At 38.5% G+C, this 14,889-nt stretch carries 15 protein-coding genes; 1 reads left to right on the top strand and 14 read right to left on the bottom strand.

The window, feature by feature from the left end; all coding sequences use genetic code 11:
• Nucleotides 1-41: 41 nt before the first annotated feature.
• The 4 genes from I589_RS01585 to I589_RS01570 all read right to left on the bottom strand — a co-directional run bounded on the left by I589_RS01585 (nt 42) and on the right by I589_RS01570 (nt 4,986).
• On the bottom strand, nt 42-1,487 hold the full coding sequence (locus I589_RS01585; RefSeq protein WP_010769890.1) for a sugar porter family MFS transporter: 1,446 nt from the start codon (nt 1,485-1,487) through the stop codon (nt 42-44).
• Nucleotides 1,488-1,702: 215 nt separating this feature from the next.
• Nucleotides 1,703-2,665: a 5-dehydro-2-deoxygluconokinase gene (iolC, locus tag I589_RS01580; protein WP_010769891.1), complete on the bottom strand. Its 963-nt coding sequence runs from the start codon at nt 2,663-2,665 to the stop codon at nt 1,703-1,705.
• Between the two features lie 19 nt (nt 2,666-2,684).
• Entirely contained in the window at nt 2,685-3,506 is an 822-nt protein-coding gene (gene iolB / locus I589_RS01575; RefSeq protein WP_010769892.1) for a 5-deoxy-glucuronate isomerase, read from the bottom strand.
• Between the two features lie 19 nt (nt 3,507-3,525).
• Entirely contained in the window at nt 3,526-4,986 is a 1,461-nt protein-coding gene (locus I589_RS01570) for a CoA-acylating methylmalonate-semialdehyde dehydrogenase (protein WP_010769893.1), read from the bottom strand.
• A 361-nt stretch (nt 4,987-5,347) separates the two neighbouring features.
• Between I589_RS01570 and I589_RS01565 the strand changes: the two genes are divergently transcribed.
• The gene (locus I589_RS01565) at nt 5,348-5,749 is read left to right on the top strand and encodes a hypothetical protein (RefSeq protein WP_010769894.1); all 402 of its coding nucleotides are present in this window, start codon (nt 5,348-5,350) and stop codon (nt 5,747-5,749) included.
• 33 nt (nt 5,750-5,782) lie between these two features.
• On the opposite strand, the gene I589_RS01560 is transcribed toward I589_RS01565, so the two are convergent.
• From I589_RS01560 to I589_RS01515, 10 genes are all read right to left on the bottom strand, one after another.
• Nucleotides 5,783-6,418 (bottom strand): uroporphyrinogen-III synthase, encoded by a 636-nt coding sequence (locus I589_RS01560; RefSeq protein WP_034684254.1) that lies wholly within the window; start codon nt 6,416-6,418, stop codon nt 5,783-5,785.
• 32 nt (nt 6,419-6,450) lie between these two features.
• Entirely contained in the window at nt 6,451-7,329 is an 879-nt protein-coding gene (hemC, locus tag I589_RS01555; RefSeq protein ID WP_010769896.1) for a hydroxymethylbilane synthase, read from the bottom strand.
• A gap of 77 nt (nt 7,330-7,406) precedes the next feature.
• Nucleotides 7,407-8,189, bottom strand: coding sequence for a formate/nitrite transporter family protein (locus I589_RS01550; RefSeq protein WP_010769897.1), 783 nt, complete (start codon nt 8,187-8,189; stop codon nt 7,407-7,409).
• 72 nt (nt 8,190-8,261) lie between these two features.
• Nucleotides 8,262-9,221, bottom strand: a complete 960-nt coding sequence (gene cobA / locus I589_RS01545; protein WP_010769898.1) for a uroporphyrinogen-III C-methyltransferase — start codon at nt 9,219-9,221, stop codon at nt 8,262-8,264.
• A gap of 2 nt (nt 9,222-9,223) precedes the next feature.
• Nucleotides 9,224-9,529: a nitrite reductase (NAD(P)H) small subunit gene (locus tag I589_RS01540; RefSeq protein WP_010769899.1), complete on the bottom strand. Its 306-nt coding sequence runs from the start codon at nt 9,527-9,529 to the stop codon at nt 9,224-9,226.
• 1 nt (nt 9,530) lies between these two features.
• A complete protein-coding gene (nirB, locus tag I589_RS01535; protein ID WP_010769900.1) occupies nt 9,531-11,957 on the bottom strand; it encodes a nitrite reductase large subunit NirB in 2,427 nt (808 codons plus the stop codon).
• A 167-nt stretch (nt 11,958-12,124) separates the two neighbouring features.
• Entirely contained in the window at nt 12,125-12,571 is a 447-nt protein-coding gene (locus tag I589_RS01530; RefSeq protein ID WP_010769901.1) for a precorrin-2 dehydrogenase/sirohydrochlorin ferrochelatase family protein, read from the bottom strand.
• A complete protein-coding gene (locus I589_RS01525; protein ID WP_010769902.1) occupies nt 12,556-13,260 on the bottom strand; it encodes a sirohydrochlorin chelatase in 705 nt (234 codons plus the stop codon). The genes I589_RS01530 and I589_RS01525 overlap by 16 nt, the downstream gene beginning before the upstream one ends.
• A gap of 11 nt (nt 13,261-13,271) precedes the next feature.
• Entirely contained in the window at nt 13,272-13,904 is a 633-nt protein-coding gene (locus I589_RS01520) for a response regulator transcription factor (RefSeq protein ID WP_010769903.1), read from the bottom strand.
• A 4-nt stretch (nt 13,905-13,908) separates the two neighbouring features.
• Complete coding sequence (locus tag I589_RS01515) at nt 13,909-14,889, bottom strand: sensor histidine kinase (RefSeq protein WP_010769904.1); 981 nt, start codon at nt 14,887-14,889, stop codon at nt 13,909-13,911.

Raw genomic sequence — 14,889 nt, 5'->3', positions numbered from 1 at the left:
CTTTTATTTTAGCTAGTTCATCGCTGGACTACCCAGTAAAATTAATTTAGCTTTTTATCAAAGTTTGACTGAAATTTAAAATCCAACTCAATTTCTTCTAACGTTTTGCCACGTGTTTCAGGTGCAAATTTATGTACAAAGATTAGAGCTAAGACGTTCGTTATTGCAAAGATAATAAATGTTCCTGACAAACCAATCTTGCTTAGAAGGATTGGGAAAATAAAGCCTACTACAAAGTTTGCCATCCATAAAAAGAAAGTAGACATCCCCATACCGATTCCTCGTAAACGAACTGGGAAAATTTCTGCTAACAACAACCAAGTCAACGGTCCGATACCCCCTTGATAGAAAGCTAGAAATGTCACTGTTAATAGGATAGTCACATAAGGGAGTGTCGCTGTTCCTTCAAATAATTTAGGCACCACACTCATCAAAATCATAGTCACTGTTGTCCCAATAAATCCAACCGTTAACATTTTTCGACGATTGACTTTGTTTACAATACTCATACCCACCAATGTTGAGATCACAGAGATTAACCCATTGGCAATATTGGCAATCAACGCGCCATTTCGACCAAAACCAGACGTTTCTAAAATAGTCGTTCCATAATACATCATGATATTAATTCCAGCAAATTGTGAAGCAACCGCTATACCAATCCCAATAAGTACTACTTTCTTCACCCATGGTGTTTTCAAATCTTTAAATGAAGCTTTGTCCATTTCTTTTTCAGCACGAAGTGAAATTTGAATTTGCTCCATCTCACTTTCTGCAACTGCTTCTGTACGAATTTGTTTTAATACTTCTAGCGCTTTACTCATCTTTCCATTTGCTGCAAGCCACCGTGGCGATTCTGGCACAACCAGCATACCAAACCATAAGACCACTGCCGGAAGTGAAGCAATCACTAACATATAACGCCAAATGCTTGGTACATGACCTAACGTTGTACCTAGACCTGCATTAAAGGTAAATGCCAAGAACTGACCGGTTACAATCATTAACTCATTTTGTGTAACAATCCGACCCCTGACCTCCGTAGGTGCTACTTCGGCTAAAAAAGTGGGGACAATTACAGATGCTCCACCAACAGCTAATCCCAATACCACTCGAAAGACAATCAGAATATCTGCATTTGGTGATGTTGCACAGCCGATAGTTGCAATAAAGAAAAGAAGTGCTAAAAATAAAATAACTTTACGACGACCGTATTTATCTGAAAGCCGTCCACCTATAATTGCTCCTACTGCAGCACCTAAAGTTAATGAGCTAGCTACAAACCCTTCTTTTGCAGGGCTCAAATCCAACTGTGATTTTGTTGCCATAAACGGCAGTGCACCATTGATTACCCCTGTATCATACCCAAACAATAATCCTCCAAAAGTTGAAATTATTGTTATTTTTTTAATATTTTTCTTTACTTTTTTATCACTTATTCCTATAGGTATATCACTTGTCTGATTATCTATATTATTCAAAAACATTCACTGCCTTTCTTTTTTATCAAACGCTTACATTTTTTTGGTAAAAACGATGTAGAAATGCACGTGCTCCGTTTTGAGAAATAAATTGTCCCCCCTTATTTCTTTCAAGAAAAGTGTTTCTGTGTAATTTCTACTTTTTCTCTGAGTTGCTCCTAAGATTTAAAGAAGCTAGGGCAGAACTTTTTGAGTTATGTCCTGGCTTCAACTATCATTTTTTACGCTTGCTCTTTCATCAGCTGTTCAATCTCTGCAACTGTTGGCATTGCTTCTGATGAGCTGTGTTTGCTGACTACAATCGCTGCAGAAGCACTACCATATTGTAACGCAGTATCTATCTCTTTTCCTTCACTTAAGGCATAGAGGAAGGCTGCCGCATACGAATCACCTGCACCAAAAGTTTTTAGAACATTGGACTTGTATGCCTTTGTTTCATAAGTTTTTCCATCTTTTGTATACGCATATGACCCTTTTACACCATGTTTAATCACGATAAGTTCTGGCCGGTAAGAGAATAAATAATCAACGGTTACGTCATTGGAGCCACCTTCAATATTCTCCAACATATCAAATTCATCTCTTGTACCAATCACCACATCGGATTGTTCAGCTACAATTGAATAATACACCGCAGTTTCTTCTTTATTTACCCATGTATACGGTCTATAATCCAGCTCAAAAACAATTTTCACCTTATTTTCCCGTGCAATGGATACTGCCTTTAAGACCGCCTCACGAGATGGACTTTGTGCCAGCCCTGTACCAGAAACCACAAGCATCTTACTTTGTTTGATATAGTCTTCGCTAATTTCTGAAGTAGTCAAGAATAAGTCTGCTACATCATCACGATACATTAAAATACTACATTCTTCTGGGCTTAAAATTTCAGTAAACGCCAATCCTGCCTTATGTCCCTCATGGTCGACAATAAAATTTGAGGTATCAATGCCTGCTTCTTTCATGTAGTTTGTAATGAAACGGCCATGTTGATCATCTGGAACTTTCCCGATAAACCCACAATTCAACCCTAATTTTGATGCACCAATCGCAATATTTGCTGGTGAGCCACCAACATATTTGCTAAATGACAAGGTTTCTTCCATTGGACGATTATACTCGACCGCATTTAAGTCAATACAAGCACGACCAATAGCGATTAAATCATATTTTTTTTCAACCATTTATTTTCTCCTGCTTCCCTTATTTTCGTTCTAAAATCCATTGATGTGCGGCTTCATTATGAAATTGCCATTTTTTAATCGGACCTGCCATAATATTTAGATAATAAGAATCATAGCCGTCTGGAACAGCAACCGGATGATATCCTTTAGGAACAATTACCACATCTCCATTTTCCACCGCCATTGTTTCATCTAATGTTCGATCGTCAGTGTATACACGTTGGAAAACAAATCCTTGCCTTGGATTCATTTCATGATAATACGTTTCTTCAAGGAATGACTCTTTCGGTAAATTATTTTGGTCATGCTTATGTGGGGGATAACTTGACCAGTTTCCACCGTCTGTGTATACTTCTACTACGATTAACTTATCAGATACAGGACTTTGATCATCTAAAATATTGTGAACCATGCGCTTATTACTATATAATCCCCGATGTTCAACGGTGTTACTTGATGCTTTGATTAATTGTGTAGGTAATTGTTTATCTGTTGGGGAATAACATAAAATAATACTTGCTGTTTGTGTTTCATCTGTTGAAATAGTGATTGTTTTCCCACTAGAAACATAGACACTATCTGTTGGAATCTTTTCAAAAACAGTCTTTCTAGTTCCGATATTTTTAAATGCTTCTGTTTGATCTGTAATCGTTACTTGCCCAGATAAGACCACTGCACAAACTTCCAAATCGGTTAGTGTTTCTTCGTATACTGCGGATGGACCAAATTCTAAAACGCGTAATTCAATATATTCAAGAGAAGCATTTTCTCTTGTCACATGATGGCGCTGTGTTACATGATTTGCTACTTGTTTTTCATTTGGTTTTCTGTTCAATTTCACCGTTCATCATTCCTCTTTTTTAAATATCTTTTCTTGAATAACGTGCTGTTACTACTTTATTTCTTGTGTAGAAGTCTACGCCAGCTTTTCCGTTTGCAGGTAGTGTGCCGTAAAATGATGATTTCCATCCTGAGAATGGGAACATCGCCATTGGTGCGGGTACGCCTAAATTAATTCCTAGCATGCCTGCGTCAATGTTTTCTCTGAAATAGCGGATTGCTGATGCATTGTTTGTAAATAGACAAGCGCCATTAGCAAATTCTGATTGATTCGCAATCGCAATTCCTTCGTGTAAATCTTTCACACGGATAATTGATAATACTGGGGCAAAGATTTCATCTTTCCAGATAGACATTTCTGTCGTTACATCTTCAAAAATAGTGGGTCCAACAAAATAGCCTGACTCGTCTTTTTGATTTCGGCCATCATAGATAAGCTTCGCACCTTCTTCAATCCCTTTTTCAATGTAACCTAAAGTACGTTTTAAATTTTCTTCACGAATAACGGGTCCTAAAAAAACACCATCTTCTAGCCCATTTCCCATTTTTATATCCTTTGTCGCTTCAACCAGCTGTGTCATAAATTCATCATAAATGGCCTCTTCAACGGTTACCACCGCAGCAGCCATACATCGTTCCCCTGCAGAACCAAAAGCTGCTCCAATAATTGCTGGAATACTATCCTTTAAGTTTGCATCTTTCAAGACGATGGTATGATTTTTGGCACCAGTTAAAGCTTGAACACGTTTTAGATTCTTTGATCCTTCGGTGTAAATATATTGTCCTACAGGTTTTGAGCCGACAAATGAAATTCCTTTAATTCCTGGGTGCTGTAATAAACCATTTACCACATCGTGTGCCCCATAAACAATATTTAATACACCATTAGGTAAGCCTGCTTCTGTAAATAACTCTATCACTTTTTCCATTAACATAGGTGTTTTCTCAGAAGGTTTCAGCACAACCGTATTTCCAGTAGCAATCGCCATTGGGAACATCCAAAATGGAACCATCATAGGGAAGTTAAATGGGGTAATTCCTCCAATAACCCCAATCGGATATTTATAAACCGTCGCTTCAACATCTGTTGCAATTGACGACGCACTATCACCCATCATCAATGTCGGCGCCCCTGCAGCAAACTCAACATTTTCAATTCCTCTTTGTACTTCACCGTAGGATTCAGATAAAGCCTTTCCATTTTCAATAGTAATTAAACGTGCCAGCTCATCCTTATTGTCCATTAATAACTGATGGAACTTATATAGAATACGCGCACGACGAGGGGGTGCCACCTCTTTCCATTCCAAAAATGTTTTTTCAGCAACGCTGACTGCTTTCTCAACATCATCAAAAGTTGACAATGGTACTTGGCTGATTTCTTCTTTTGTTGCTGGATTAACAACTGTTTCATATTCAGTCGCTTGACTTTCTACCCACTCTCCATTGATATAATTCTTCAGTTTGCGTAAATTTCCCATAATCTTCCTCCCTAGTCATATACTCACTCAAGATTGTTAACTCTTGGTTATTTTGGATATCTTTTACATAATATTACAAAAAGTTATCCATTTAGTCAACCGTTTTTTTGTAAATAATCTCAAACAAATCAAAAAGAGACCAAAAAAAGAACCACAAGTTAACCATTTCCATAGGTAAGGAACAAGATTATTCTCATGCTTCAAATTTCTACTAGAAAGAGTAACAGATAATCTGTTTGCTGAATTTAGACAAAAAAAGAAAACATATAGCTTTCATAACGAATATTCGGTAAACTAAAAGATAACTTTCTATGTTTCACTTCCGCAAAAAAATAACTAACTATGCTTGGAGGAACTTACTTTGAACGGAAATTATAAAAAGATAACCATTCTCTTGATTCTTCTGGATGTGTTCTTGTTTCTACTTTTAGCCTTTCTATTTAAAGCTTTTTTATTCTTTATCTGTGCATTTGTAGTAAAGGTATTGATAAACCTATCAGTCCTCTATAGAAAAAAACTAAAACCTGTCCTTATCTTTGATGGAATACTCGCACTACTACCCATTCTTGCAATAGTTGTCCCGTTCTTAATACAATTGTTCATTCAGTCAGGAAATCTCATAGTCATCAGTTGGGTGGTTATCATTTTTGGTGTCTATTCTATACCCGTGAGTCTCGTCTATGGTGCTCTACTACTGACGTTTGGGATTCTTTCATTAAAAAGAAACTACAAAAAAACGGTTGAAGAGCATGAAGAGGAATAAAAAAAATGATCACCTATGATAATGAATCGGTGATCATTTTTCTATCCAGTCACTTTTCACGATTGCCTGAAAGCCATCTGTTTCAATAGCTTTTTTAGTCGTCGGCCCTATTGCAATAAGCGTAAGTGAGGGAGTTATATTTTTATAAATTTGGTAAAATCGGTGCCATGAGGAAGGACTTGTAAGATAGACTGCTTGTATTTTGGCTTGTTCTGACAAATGGCTTAGCTTAGAAACCGTTTCTTTAGGTAGCCTATTCTCATATGTAACATGAGCATAGATGCGATATAAATGGCTGAGGCTCTCTTCTATATAGGAATCCGCCAGCTGACTTTTCGGATAAAAAATAGTTGTCGGCCGTGGATACTGTTTTCTCCAAAATGTGATCATTGCTTCCTTTGTTTCAATTGGACTGATAAAAGTGACTGAAAATCCTGCTTTCCTAACAATTGCTGCGGTTTTTTGTCCAATCACTGCAATCTTTATCTCTTTTCTTGCATGTTTCAAAAGAGAAAGAATGGGGGACTGACTCGTAAAAAAGAGCCACTCAGATTGGGACAGCTGCTCTAGGATAGCTGTGTTCAATGGTAATGGTTGAATTTCAGATAAAGGAACAATTATGGTTTGATAGCCCAATTGTTCAAAAAACTGCTTATCTGCTTCATTCAAGGATACACCTCTGGTTAACAAAATTGTGGGTTTCATAAAAGCTGATTCGCTGCTTGATTGGCTAATTCAAATGGTGACTCTCCTGTTATTCGAAGATAGCGTCCTTTCTCCATTTTATTTTTTGCCAAAAAAGCGTGAAATAGCCATTCATTCTCCGTCTTTTCTGCATATCCTCCAAGAGGAATATCACAATTACCGTCCATTCTACGTAGAAATTGACGTTCTGCCTCAGCTGCTTTTTGTGTATCTTCATCTGTAATTTCTGCCAAGAGCTGAATCAGCTCTTTATCCTCCTTACGACATTCCACCCCTAATATTCCCTGACCTACAGCAGGTACACATACTTCTGGCGTCAAGATTTTATAAGCGGAAAGCTTCTCATAGTAACCCAAACGTTCAAGCCCGGCACAAGCAAGAACTGTTCCATCCAAATGTTCAGTTTGTAATTTTTGTAAACGGGTTTCAATTTTCCCGCGAATAGGAGTAAAGGTCATTTGAGGATAGGCTTCTTCTAACTGCTTTGCCCGTCTCACACTGCTAGTACCAATCAATAGAGGGCGTCCACTCGTTAACTCTTGCTCATCTTTTACTATTAAACAATCAAATGGAGTCGCTCGCTTTGGTGCGGCTGCTAAAACCAAATCATCAGGCAAGCTTGCTGGCATATCCTTTAAGCTATGAACCGCAAAATCAATGACCTTTGTTTGTAGTTGACGTTCCACTTCTTTAACAAACACACCTGATCCGCCAATCCTCGATAAAGGTGTCTGCTGCATTCGATCCCCTTTGGTTGAAAAGCCAATAATTTCAAATGACCATTCTGGATGCTTTTTTTTGATTGCTTCTACCACAAGTTGCGTCTGCTTCATGGCTAGTGCACTCTTTCGACTTCCTACTCTCAGCGTTCTCATATGATCCTCTTTCTACCAACATATTTCTGTTACTTCTTTCCATTATAAAAGAATCACCCTTTTTTTCAACAGACGAACTATTTTTTGTTTTCTTCTTTCATTCCAACCTTGAAAGCTAAGAAATACATACCAGCAAGTAATCCGCCGCCACCTACCAAGTTTCCTAACCAAACGACAAACATATTTAGTGAGAATTCACTTAGCGTAACGCCGCCTACTAAATAACCCGCAGCTAGCAAAAACATATTGGCAACCACGTGCTGATAACCTGCAATCACAAAGCCTGTAATCGGTAGCAAAATTCCTACAATCTTTCCAATGAAATCTTTTGCCGCAAAACTCATATAGACACCTGTACAAACTAAAATATTACAGGCAACCGCAGATAGAAATGTTGCCATTGGTGCATCCGCTATTCTACCTTGTGCAACGGCAATTGTTCGTTCAACAAATCCTCCTTGCAAGGTATTAGAAAAATAGCCAAAAAAGATAGCTACTCCCACCGCACCTACTAAATTAAATACGGTTACTAAAAACATATTGCGAGCCCATTGCTTCAACGTAATTTCTTTTGCATAAAGTGCCATGGAAACAGCCATCATATTCCCTGTAACTAGCTCTCCACCAACTAATAGTAGACAGATTAGTCCAAATGGGAAGATTAACGCACCCATCAAATTAACAAATGTGCCCCATTCTTTTGGCATAGAACCCATTGTACGAATCATTGCTACTCCTGCAAGCCCTATAAATATCCCTGCCATAATTGCTAAAATTGCGGTTGTTAATATACTGTAATTTGCTTTTACTTTACCTCGTTTAATTGCATCATCTACTAATTCCTTTGGTGTTAAAGACATAGATTCTCTCCCTTAGTTTCTTTTTTATTAGATTCATTTTGAAACAAGTCTGTTCTTTACAGCTGATTCTTGTCATTGAACCGATTCGTTTATATGTTTGTAGTCATTTTCTGCTTGTTCACTTTTGAACAATATAGCCGAAAAAACAACTTCTTTTCTGATTCGTTGACTTATCTCATCAAATCGTACATCTCGTGTATCGCCCACTTGATGCCACCAGATGTCTGCACCCTTACTAGTATAATTAACGAGCTCTTCCATTGTTGGAGACTCTGTGGAAACAATCAAGATTCGCTCGTTTGCTTTTTCCAAGTTCTCAAACCAGGGAAACGCGTCTTTCTCATTCACTGCTTCTCCAATCAGAATCATCGCTGGATTCTGAATATTTTGGTCCTGCAGCTGTTTTTCTATTGTCTTTGTTGTGCCAAACACACTTCTTTGCCGACCTAAAGTTCCCCATTCAATGACTGCTATGCTTATTTCTTCTGTCTTTATGTTTTTTAATTTTGGCAGTAAATTTTTTAATGCTTCAATCCCCATATATAAACAAAGCGTCTGCTCTTTAGGTAACGTGATTGTTTGATTGATGTGATTTTCTTTTACATAGCCCGTGAGAAAGGTGACCCCTCGAGCAATTCCACGCTTGGTTAGAGAAAACCCACTATAAGCTGCACTTCCGCTTGCTGCTGTGATTCCTGGGACAATCTCAAACAGATAACCTTCATTTCTAACAACCTCAAGCTCTTCGGTCAAACGACCAAAAATCTCAGGGTCGCCGCCTTTAAGACGAACAACCCGCTGATATTTTTTTGGTATTTCTACAAGCAACTGATTAATCTCTGCCTGTTTCATTGATGGTTGATAGGGCGTTTTCCCCACATAAAAGAAGTCACATGTCTTTTTACAATAATGTAACAAGAGCGGATTTGCTAATCGGTCGTAGATAACTGCATCTGCATTTTCCAACAATCGTTGCCCTTTTACCGTTACTAATTCAATATCGCCAGGTCCTGCACCAACAAATGAAATCATTTCTATACCTCCAGATAAATGTCCTCTCCTGAAAGCTCAACAGGATAGACAGTGACTTGTCCTTCATCTGGTTCTTGAATTTCTCCAGTAACTAATGAAATTTTATATTCCCTCATGGGTTCATAAAGAAAGTCGCCTGAAACAATTCCTTCCAGAATCGGTGCCTCAGTTAACGGACAATAATCAGCCAATGCATGAATGCTTCCTGATGTCGTTTGAAAAATGGCAATATTTTTTCCATCAACAGTAATTAAACGGCCCACACGAGGAATTAGTTTTGATTTTTTCGTTGCAAATATTTTTGTCATCTTATCTTCCTCCTACTAGTTCAGGATTTTCAATCGTATACATTTTTTCTCGCAAATCAACATCTTTTGTAATTGGCCCCCATGGATCCTTACGACCTTTCGCCTCTGTTGCTTTATTTAATCCTTCCCATAGATCTTTTCGTTTTTCAGCATCTAGCAAGACGGTTTTCACATTTTCAAAGCCCATGCGTTCTATCCAAGGAGCTGTTCGTTCTCCGTAGACACCCGTTTCACGATAGTATTGAAGCATTGCACCACAGATATCAATCACTTCTTCTTCTGTTTCAGCAGTGGTTAATAATTGTGCTTCAACTAAGTCCGTTCCACCGTTACCACCAATCATAATTTGAAATCCATTTTCTACGCCAATAATTCCAAAGTCCTTCACTGCTGACTCTACACAACTCCTCGGACAACCAGACACACCCACTTTAAATTTGTGTGGAGTGTCAATATATTCAAAACGTTCCTCTAGCTTGACACCAAGTCCCATCGTATCTTGTGTTCCAAAACGACAGAAGCTTTTTCCTACACAAGTTTTTACTGAACGGAATACTTTTCCATAGGCTTGTGCAGAAACCATGTCCAGCTCTTCCCACATTTTTGGCAGGTCCGCTTTTTTCACACCATATAATCCAATACGCTGTGATCCTGTTACTTTCACTAACGGCACATGATATTTTTCTGCCACCTGTGCAAGCTTGATTAACTGTTGTGGCGTGGTTTGTCCGCCTCGCATTCTTGGAATCACTGAGAAAGTGCCATCTTTTTGAATATTTGCATGCATCCGTTCATTCACAACACGTGATTCACGCTCATCTTCATGCTCTAATGGCCAAGCAACATTTAAATAAAAGTTAACCGCTGGACGACATTTCGAGCAGCCTTCCTCATTTCTCCAATCTAATGCTTCAAAGACTTCTTTTGTACTGGTTAAGTGTTTTGCATAAATCTGTGTCACGACTTGGTCTCTATTTAAATCTGTACATGGACAAATCCCTGAAGCAGTCGTTACAGCATCGCCCAGTTCACTTTCCAATAGTGTTTGCACCTGTGGTTTACATTTCCCACAAGAGGTTCCGGCTTTTGTGACTTTTCCAACTTCTGCTACACTTGTTAAGCCTTTTTCACGAATCGCACGCAGAATGTCTCCTTTAGCAACCCCATTACAACCACAGACTGTTTCATCATCTTCCCATGATAAAACATCATCCCCCAGACCAGCACCTTCGCCGATTGCTTGTAAAACGGCAATGGACTGTAAATCTTCAACAGGCTGACCTTTTTTCATCATGTTGTAGTAGCGACTACCATCATCTGTGTCACCATACAAAACAATTCCTTGAATTTTTCCATCTTTTAAAAAGATTTTTTTGTATTTTTTTGTACTGCTATCATAGGCTTCAATGCTATCCATATCTTCTGTGTTTAAGATATTTCCTGCTGAATATAAATCTGCTCCTGAAACTTTTAAAGATGTGAAGGTTGTGGAGCCTTGATAAGGTTTTGCTTCCTTTCCTGTCAACAAGTCAGCCAATACTTTTCCTTGTTCAAATAAGGGTGCCACCAAGCCATAGCAAACGCCTTGATGCTCTGCACATTCCCCAACAGAGTAAATATCTGGTTCACTCGTCTCCATAAAGTCACTGACAACAATTCCTCGATTCACAGTTAATCCAATTTCACGCGCCAGCTCAACTGCTGGACGAATTCCGATGGACATAACCACTAAGTCCGTCTCAATTTCTGTTTCATTGGAAAATCTCAATCCTGAAACACGCGTTTCTCCGAGAATTTCTTGCGTCGCATGCTCCATTAAGAATTTCAAGCCCTGCTCCTCTAGTTCCATTTGAAGTAATTTTCCAGCTTTTTCGTCTAATTGAGTTTCCATCAACCATTTTGCCAAGTGAACAACTGTAACATCCATTCCTTGCTCTTGTAATCCTTTGGCGGCTTCTAGTCCTAATAAACCACCACCAATAACCACTGCCTTCTTATACTTTGCTGCAGCTTCAAGCATGGCAGCCGTATCATCTATCGTCCGAAAAGCGACAACCCCCTCTTTATCTGCACCAGGAATTGGCAAAATAAATGGATGAGAACCCGTTGCCATGATTAATTTATCATAGGGGATTCGAACACCTGATTCAGTCGTGACACTTTTTCCCTGTGGGTCAATTCCAACTGCTGGGTCATGATTGATTAGCGCAATATTGTTTTCTTCGTACCAATCGTAAGGGTTTGTAATAATTTCATCGACAGTCATTTTCTTTTGTAACACATTGGATAGCATAATTCTGTTGTAATTTGGATATTCTTCTTTTCCGATAATGGTCACTTCATAACGCTCGGGATCACGGCTAATAATTTCTTCTACCGTTCTTACTCCAGCCATACCATTTCCAATAACGACTAAACGCTCGCTCATAAGATCCACCTCTTTATAGTTTCGGATTGTTATTCTATTCACAATATAAAGGATAAATCTTTCATTTTATATTAGGGAATCCCCTATATCCGAAAAAAAATTGAAAGCTTTCCTTTATTTCTAAGGATTCCTTTCAATTTTTTAAGACTTATTTTTCTATTTTTTATCTACTCATTTTCTTGGATAAATTGTTGTAACGCTTGTTTTAGCTGTTTTGATTTTTTAGGATTTTTGCCAAACGTTGTCACACCAACACCGATATCCTGTTCTTTAAAGAATGCCATATTAAAAAAATTACTATTTTCTTGTTTTGTGGTGTCATTTATCAGCTGTTGCGGTGAAGCTTCCCTCAAGATTTCTTGATTCACTCCATGTTCATCTGTACAAATGAACACCATATGTGCCTGCTGAATATCACCTGATTGATACGTTCTTTTCTTCACAAGTATTACTCCTTGCTGAGACAGCTGTTCGAGCTCTTCGGATAGTGTGGGAGAAATAACAAGTGGTGTACCACCTGCTTCTACTAAAGAGCGCACCTTACGTGTGGCAATTTTCCCACCTCCTACAACTACAATAGTTAACTTTGAAAGCTCTATTAAGACTGGATACATACGCTCTCACGAACTCTCTCTAAAATTGCCTGTTTTAATTCTTCACTATCTTGTAACGTGGGTAAAAATACATCCTTTGTCCCACGCATTTCCTGAACTGTCTCTTTTATCTTCTTCGTTAAAAAGCCATCCGTTAAGAAAAGTGGCAGTATGAATAGTGGCTCAGTGTGAGCTTCTAAAAATTCTGGGTAGCGATGTTCCCCAATATAGTTGGCTGTATGAACAGGGATAATTACCTTTTGCTCCACTGATTTTGCCATCTGCTTTAATTGTTCATATGGCGCTTCGTAATGTGGTGTGCCGTGTGCAATGAGAAGTACCTCTCTATTGTCCTCAATATGAGCTTCTTGAATTGTACGTACGAGAAATGCTTTAATCGACTGAGTTGTTGCTAGTGTTTCCGCTATCTGATACTCCGCCTTTCCTTGTAAAAAGTCATTTGCTCGTTGAGGTAAATCTTCTTTGGCATGTGTGGCCGGAAATAATAGGACTGGAACAAAGTATATGGTCTGTACGCCTTGTTGAATAAGGGAATGCATCGCTTCTTCAAGCGTAGCCTGTTCTCCTTCCAAGAGTCCAATTTCACTGGGAATAGACAATTCTTCTATTACAGAAGTGACAACTGCCTGATTCTTAGTTGAAAGCTTTTCCTTTCGTCCATGTAAAACAAAAATGATTCCTTTATCCATCTTATATCCTCCTAAAAATCGACTAAATGATGTTTTAGACTATAACGTAGTAGTCCTGCGTAGCCATCGATATTCAATTTTTTTCTTATATTTGCTTTATGTACCTCTACGGTTTTGACAGAAATAAATAGTCGCTCTGAAATATCTTTATTATTATAGCCTAACGCAATTAGCGGAAGAATCTCTTTTTCTCGTTTAGACAAGCTTGCATAAAGAGGGTCTCCATCTGAAAGCTCAATTTCGCTTAGTTCGTTTTCTGTATATCCCGCATAGTATCTGCTACCACCATACACCTTTCGAATGCCCTCTAATAGAATTTCGTCATTAGCATTTTTCAAAATAAAGCCTTCTGCATGCGCACTCAGTGATTCACGAACGTAGGATTCTTCATCATGCATCGTCAACATGATAACCTTCACTTTTGAATAGGACTCCTTCACGCGTTTGGTTGTGAGTAATCCATTTTCTCCAGGAGGCATACTGATATCCATAAGAACTACATCTACGGGCAAACGCTCTAGTTTCATAAAAACTTCGTGACCATCTGCTGCATCTCCAACCACACGCATATCTGGCTGAGCATTAATAAAAAATGCCAAGGCATTTCGAACCATTGCATGATCATCTGCAATTAAGATATTCATTTACTCACTCCCTTACCGGTATTGTGAAAAACACTTGCGTACCACGATTTGGCATGGATTGAATACTTAGCTCCCCACAGACTGCATGTGCTCGTTCCTTCATATTCATTAAACCAAAACCTTTTTCTTCTTTTGCTAAACTGAATCCTTGACCTGAATCCTCAATCGTCACCAACAGTACCTCTTCTTGATACTCTAAAGTGATGCTCGCCTGATTTTCTCCTGAATATTTCATCGCATTGGCAATCGCTTCTTGGATAATTCGATAAACAGCTGTTCGTGATGATTCTGTTAGTCGACGCTCACTCCCTATAACAATAAGATCAATTTCAAAACCTGTCATTTCGACAGTTCTCTTGATAAATTGCTTTAATGCAGGAATAAGTCCGAACTCATCTAAAGACATGGGGCGTAATTCCCCAGCTAAGTCTTTAATTTCTGTTAGAACCTCTGAAAAATGTCGGTCAATCTCTTTTAACTTTTCTGACTGTGCTTCTTTTTCCGTCCACTTAATTCCTCTAGTCTCCAACATTAAGCTATAGACACTTTGGGCAATCCCGTCATGCAAATCTTGGGCAATCTTTTTTCGTTCAATTTCTCTTGCCCCATTTAGATAGTCAAACATAGAATGATCGTTTGTTCCCTCTGACTCTGTTGTACCTAACTCAATCTGGAGCATTATTTCATCTTCAGCAAAATCCACTCGCCCCCAAAACTCTACTAAGTGTGACTCTTTATTAAATGTTTTAAATGGAAAGCCTTGTGGGGAAAGGGATTCTTCCAATGGACAGTGCAAGCATTGTTCTTGCGTACTGTGTAATGCACAGCCCTTTCCTAAACTAATTTCGATAATCTTTTTTACATCAAGAAAATAGGCTTGCTCCATTTCCTCTGCAATCTTGGTTTTTGCTAGTATTTGATAGTCTGATGTCAAAATCCATAGCGCTTTTTGTATATGACGAAAAAAAAGACGGTTCTCTTTCAT

It is taken from the genome of Enterococcus phoeniculicola ATCC BAA-412 (genome assembly GCF_000407505.1).
Classification (GTDB): Bacteria; Bacillota; Bacilli; order Lactobacillales; family Enterococcaceae; genus Enterococcus_K; species Enterococcus_K phoeniculicola.
The sequence above is the reverse complement of the archived record's forward strand: the minus strand, read 5'-3'. Positions and strand labels throughout refer to the sequence as shown.

Bases quoted from the DNA above. Each gene is read 5' to 3' on its own strand.
- I589_RS01585 (WP_010769890.1), bottom strand. From the start codon at position 1,487: ATGTTTTTGAATAATATAGATAATCAGACAAGTGATATACCTATAGGA.
- iolC (WP_010769891.1), bottom strand. From the start codon at position 2,665: ATGGTTGAAAAAAAATATGATTTAATCGCTATTGGTCGTGCTTGTATT.
- I589_RS01570 (WP_010769893.1), bottom strand. From the start codon at position 4,986: ATGGGAAATTTACGCAAACTGAAGAATTATATCAATGGAGAGTGGGTA.
- hemC (WP_010769896.1), bottom strand. From the start codon at position 7,329: ATGAGAACGCTGAGAGTAGGAAGTCGAAAGAGTGCACTAGCCATGAAG.
- I589_RS01550 (WP_010769897.1), bottom strand. From the start codon at position 8,189: ATGTCTTTAACACCAAAGGAATTAGTAGATGATGCAATTAAACGAGGT.
- cobA (WP_010769898.1), bottom strand. From the start codon at position 9,221: ATGATTTCATTTGTTGGTGCAGGACCTGGCGATATTGAATTAGTAACG.
- I589_RS01540 (WP_010769899.1), bottom strand. From the start codon at position 9,529: ATGACAAAAATATTTGCAACGAAAAAATCAAAACTAATTCCTCGTGTG.
- nirB (WP_010769900.1), bottom strand. From the start codon at position 11,957: ATGAGCGAGCGTTTAGTCGTTATTGGAAATGGTATGGCTGGAGTAAGA.
- I589_RS01530 (WP_010769901.1), bottom strand. From the start codon at position 12,571: ATGTATCCAGTCTTAATAGAGCTTTCAAAGTTAACTATTGTAGTTGTA.
- I589_RS01525 (WP_010769902.1), bottom strand. From the start codon at position 13,260: ATGGATAAAGGAATCATTTTTGTTTTACATGGACGAAAGGAAAAGCTT.
- I589_RS01520 (WP_010769903.1), bottom strand. From the start codon at position 13,904: ATGAATATCTTAATTGCAGATGATCATGCAATGGTTCGAAATGCCTTG.
- I589_RS01515 (WP_010769904.1), bottom strand. From the start codon at position 14,889: ATGAAAGAGAACCGTCTTTTTTTTCGTCATATACAAAAAGCGCTATGG.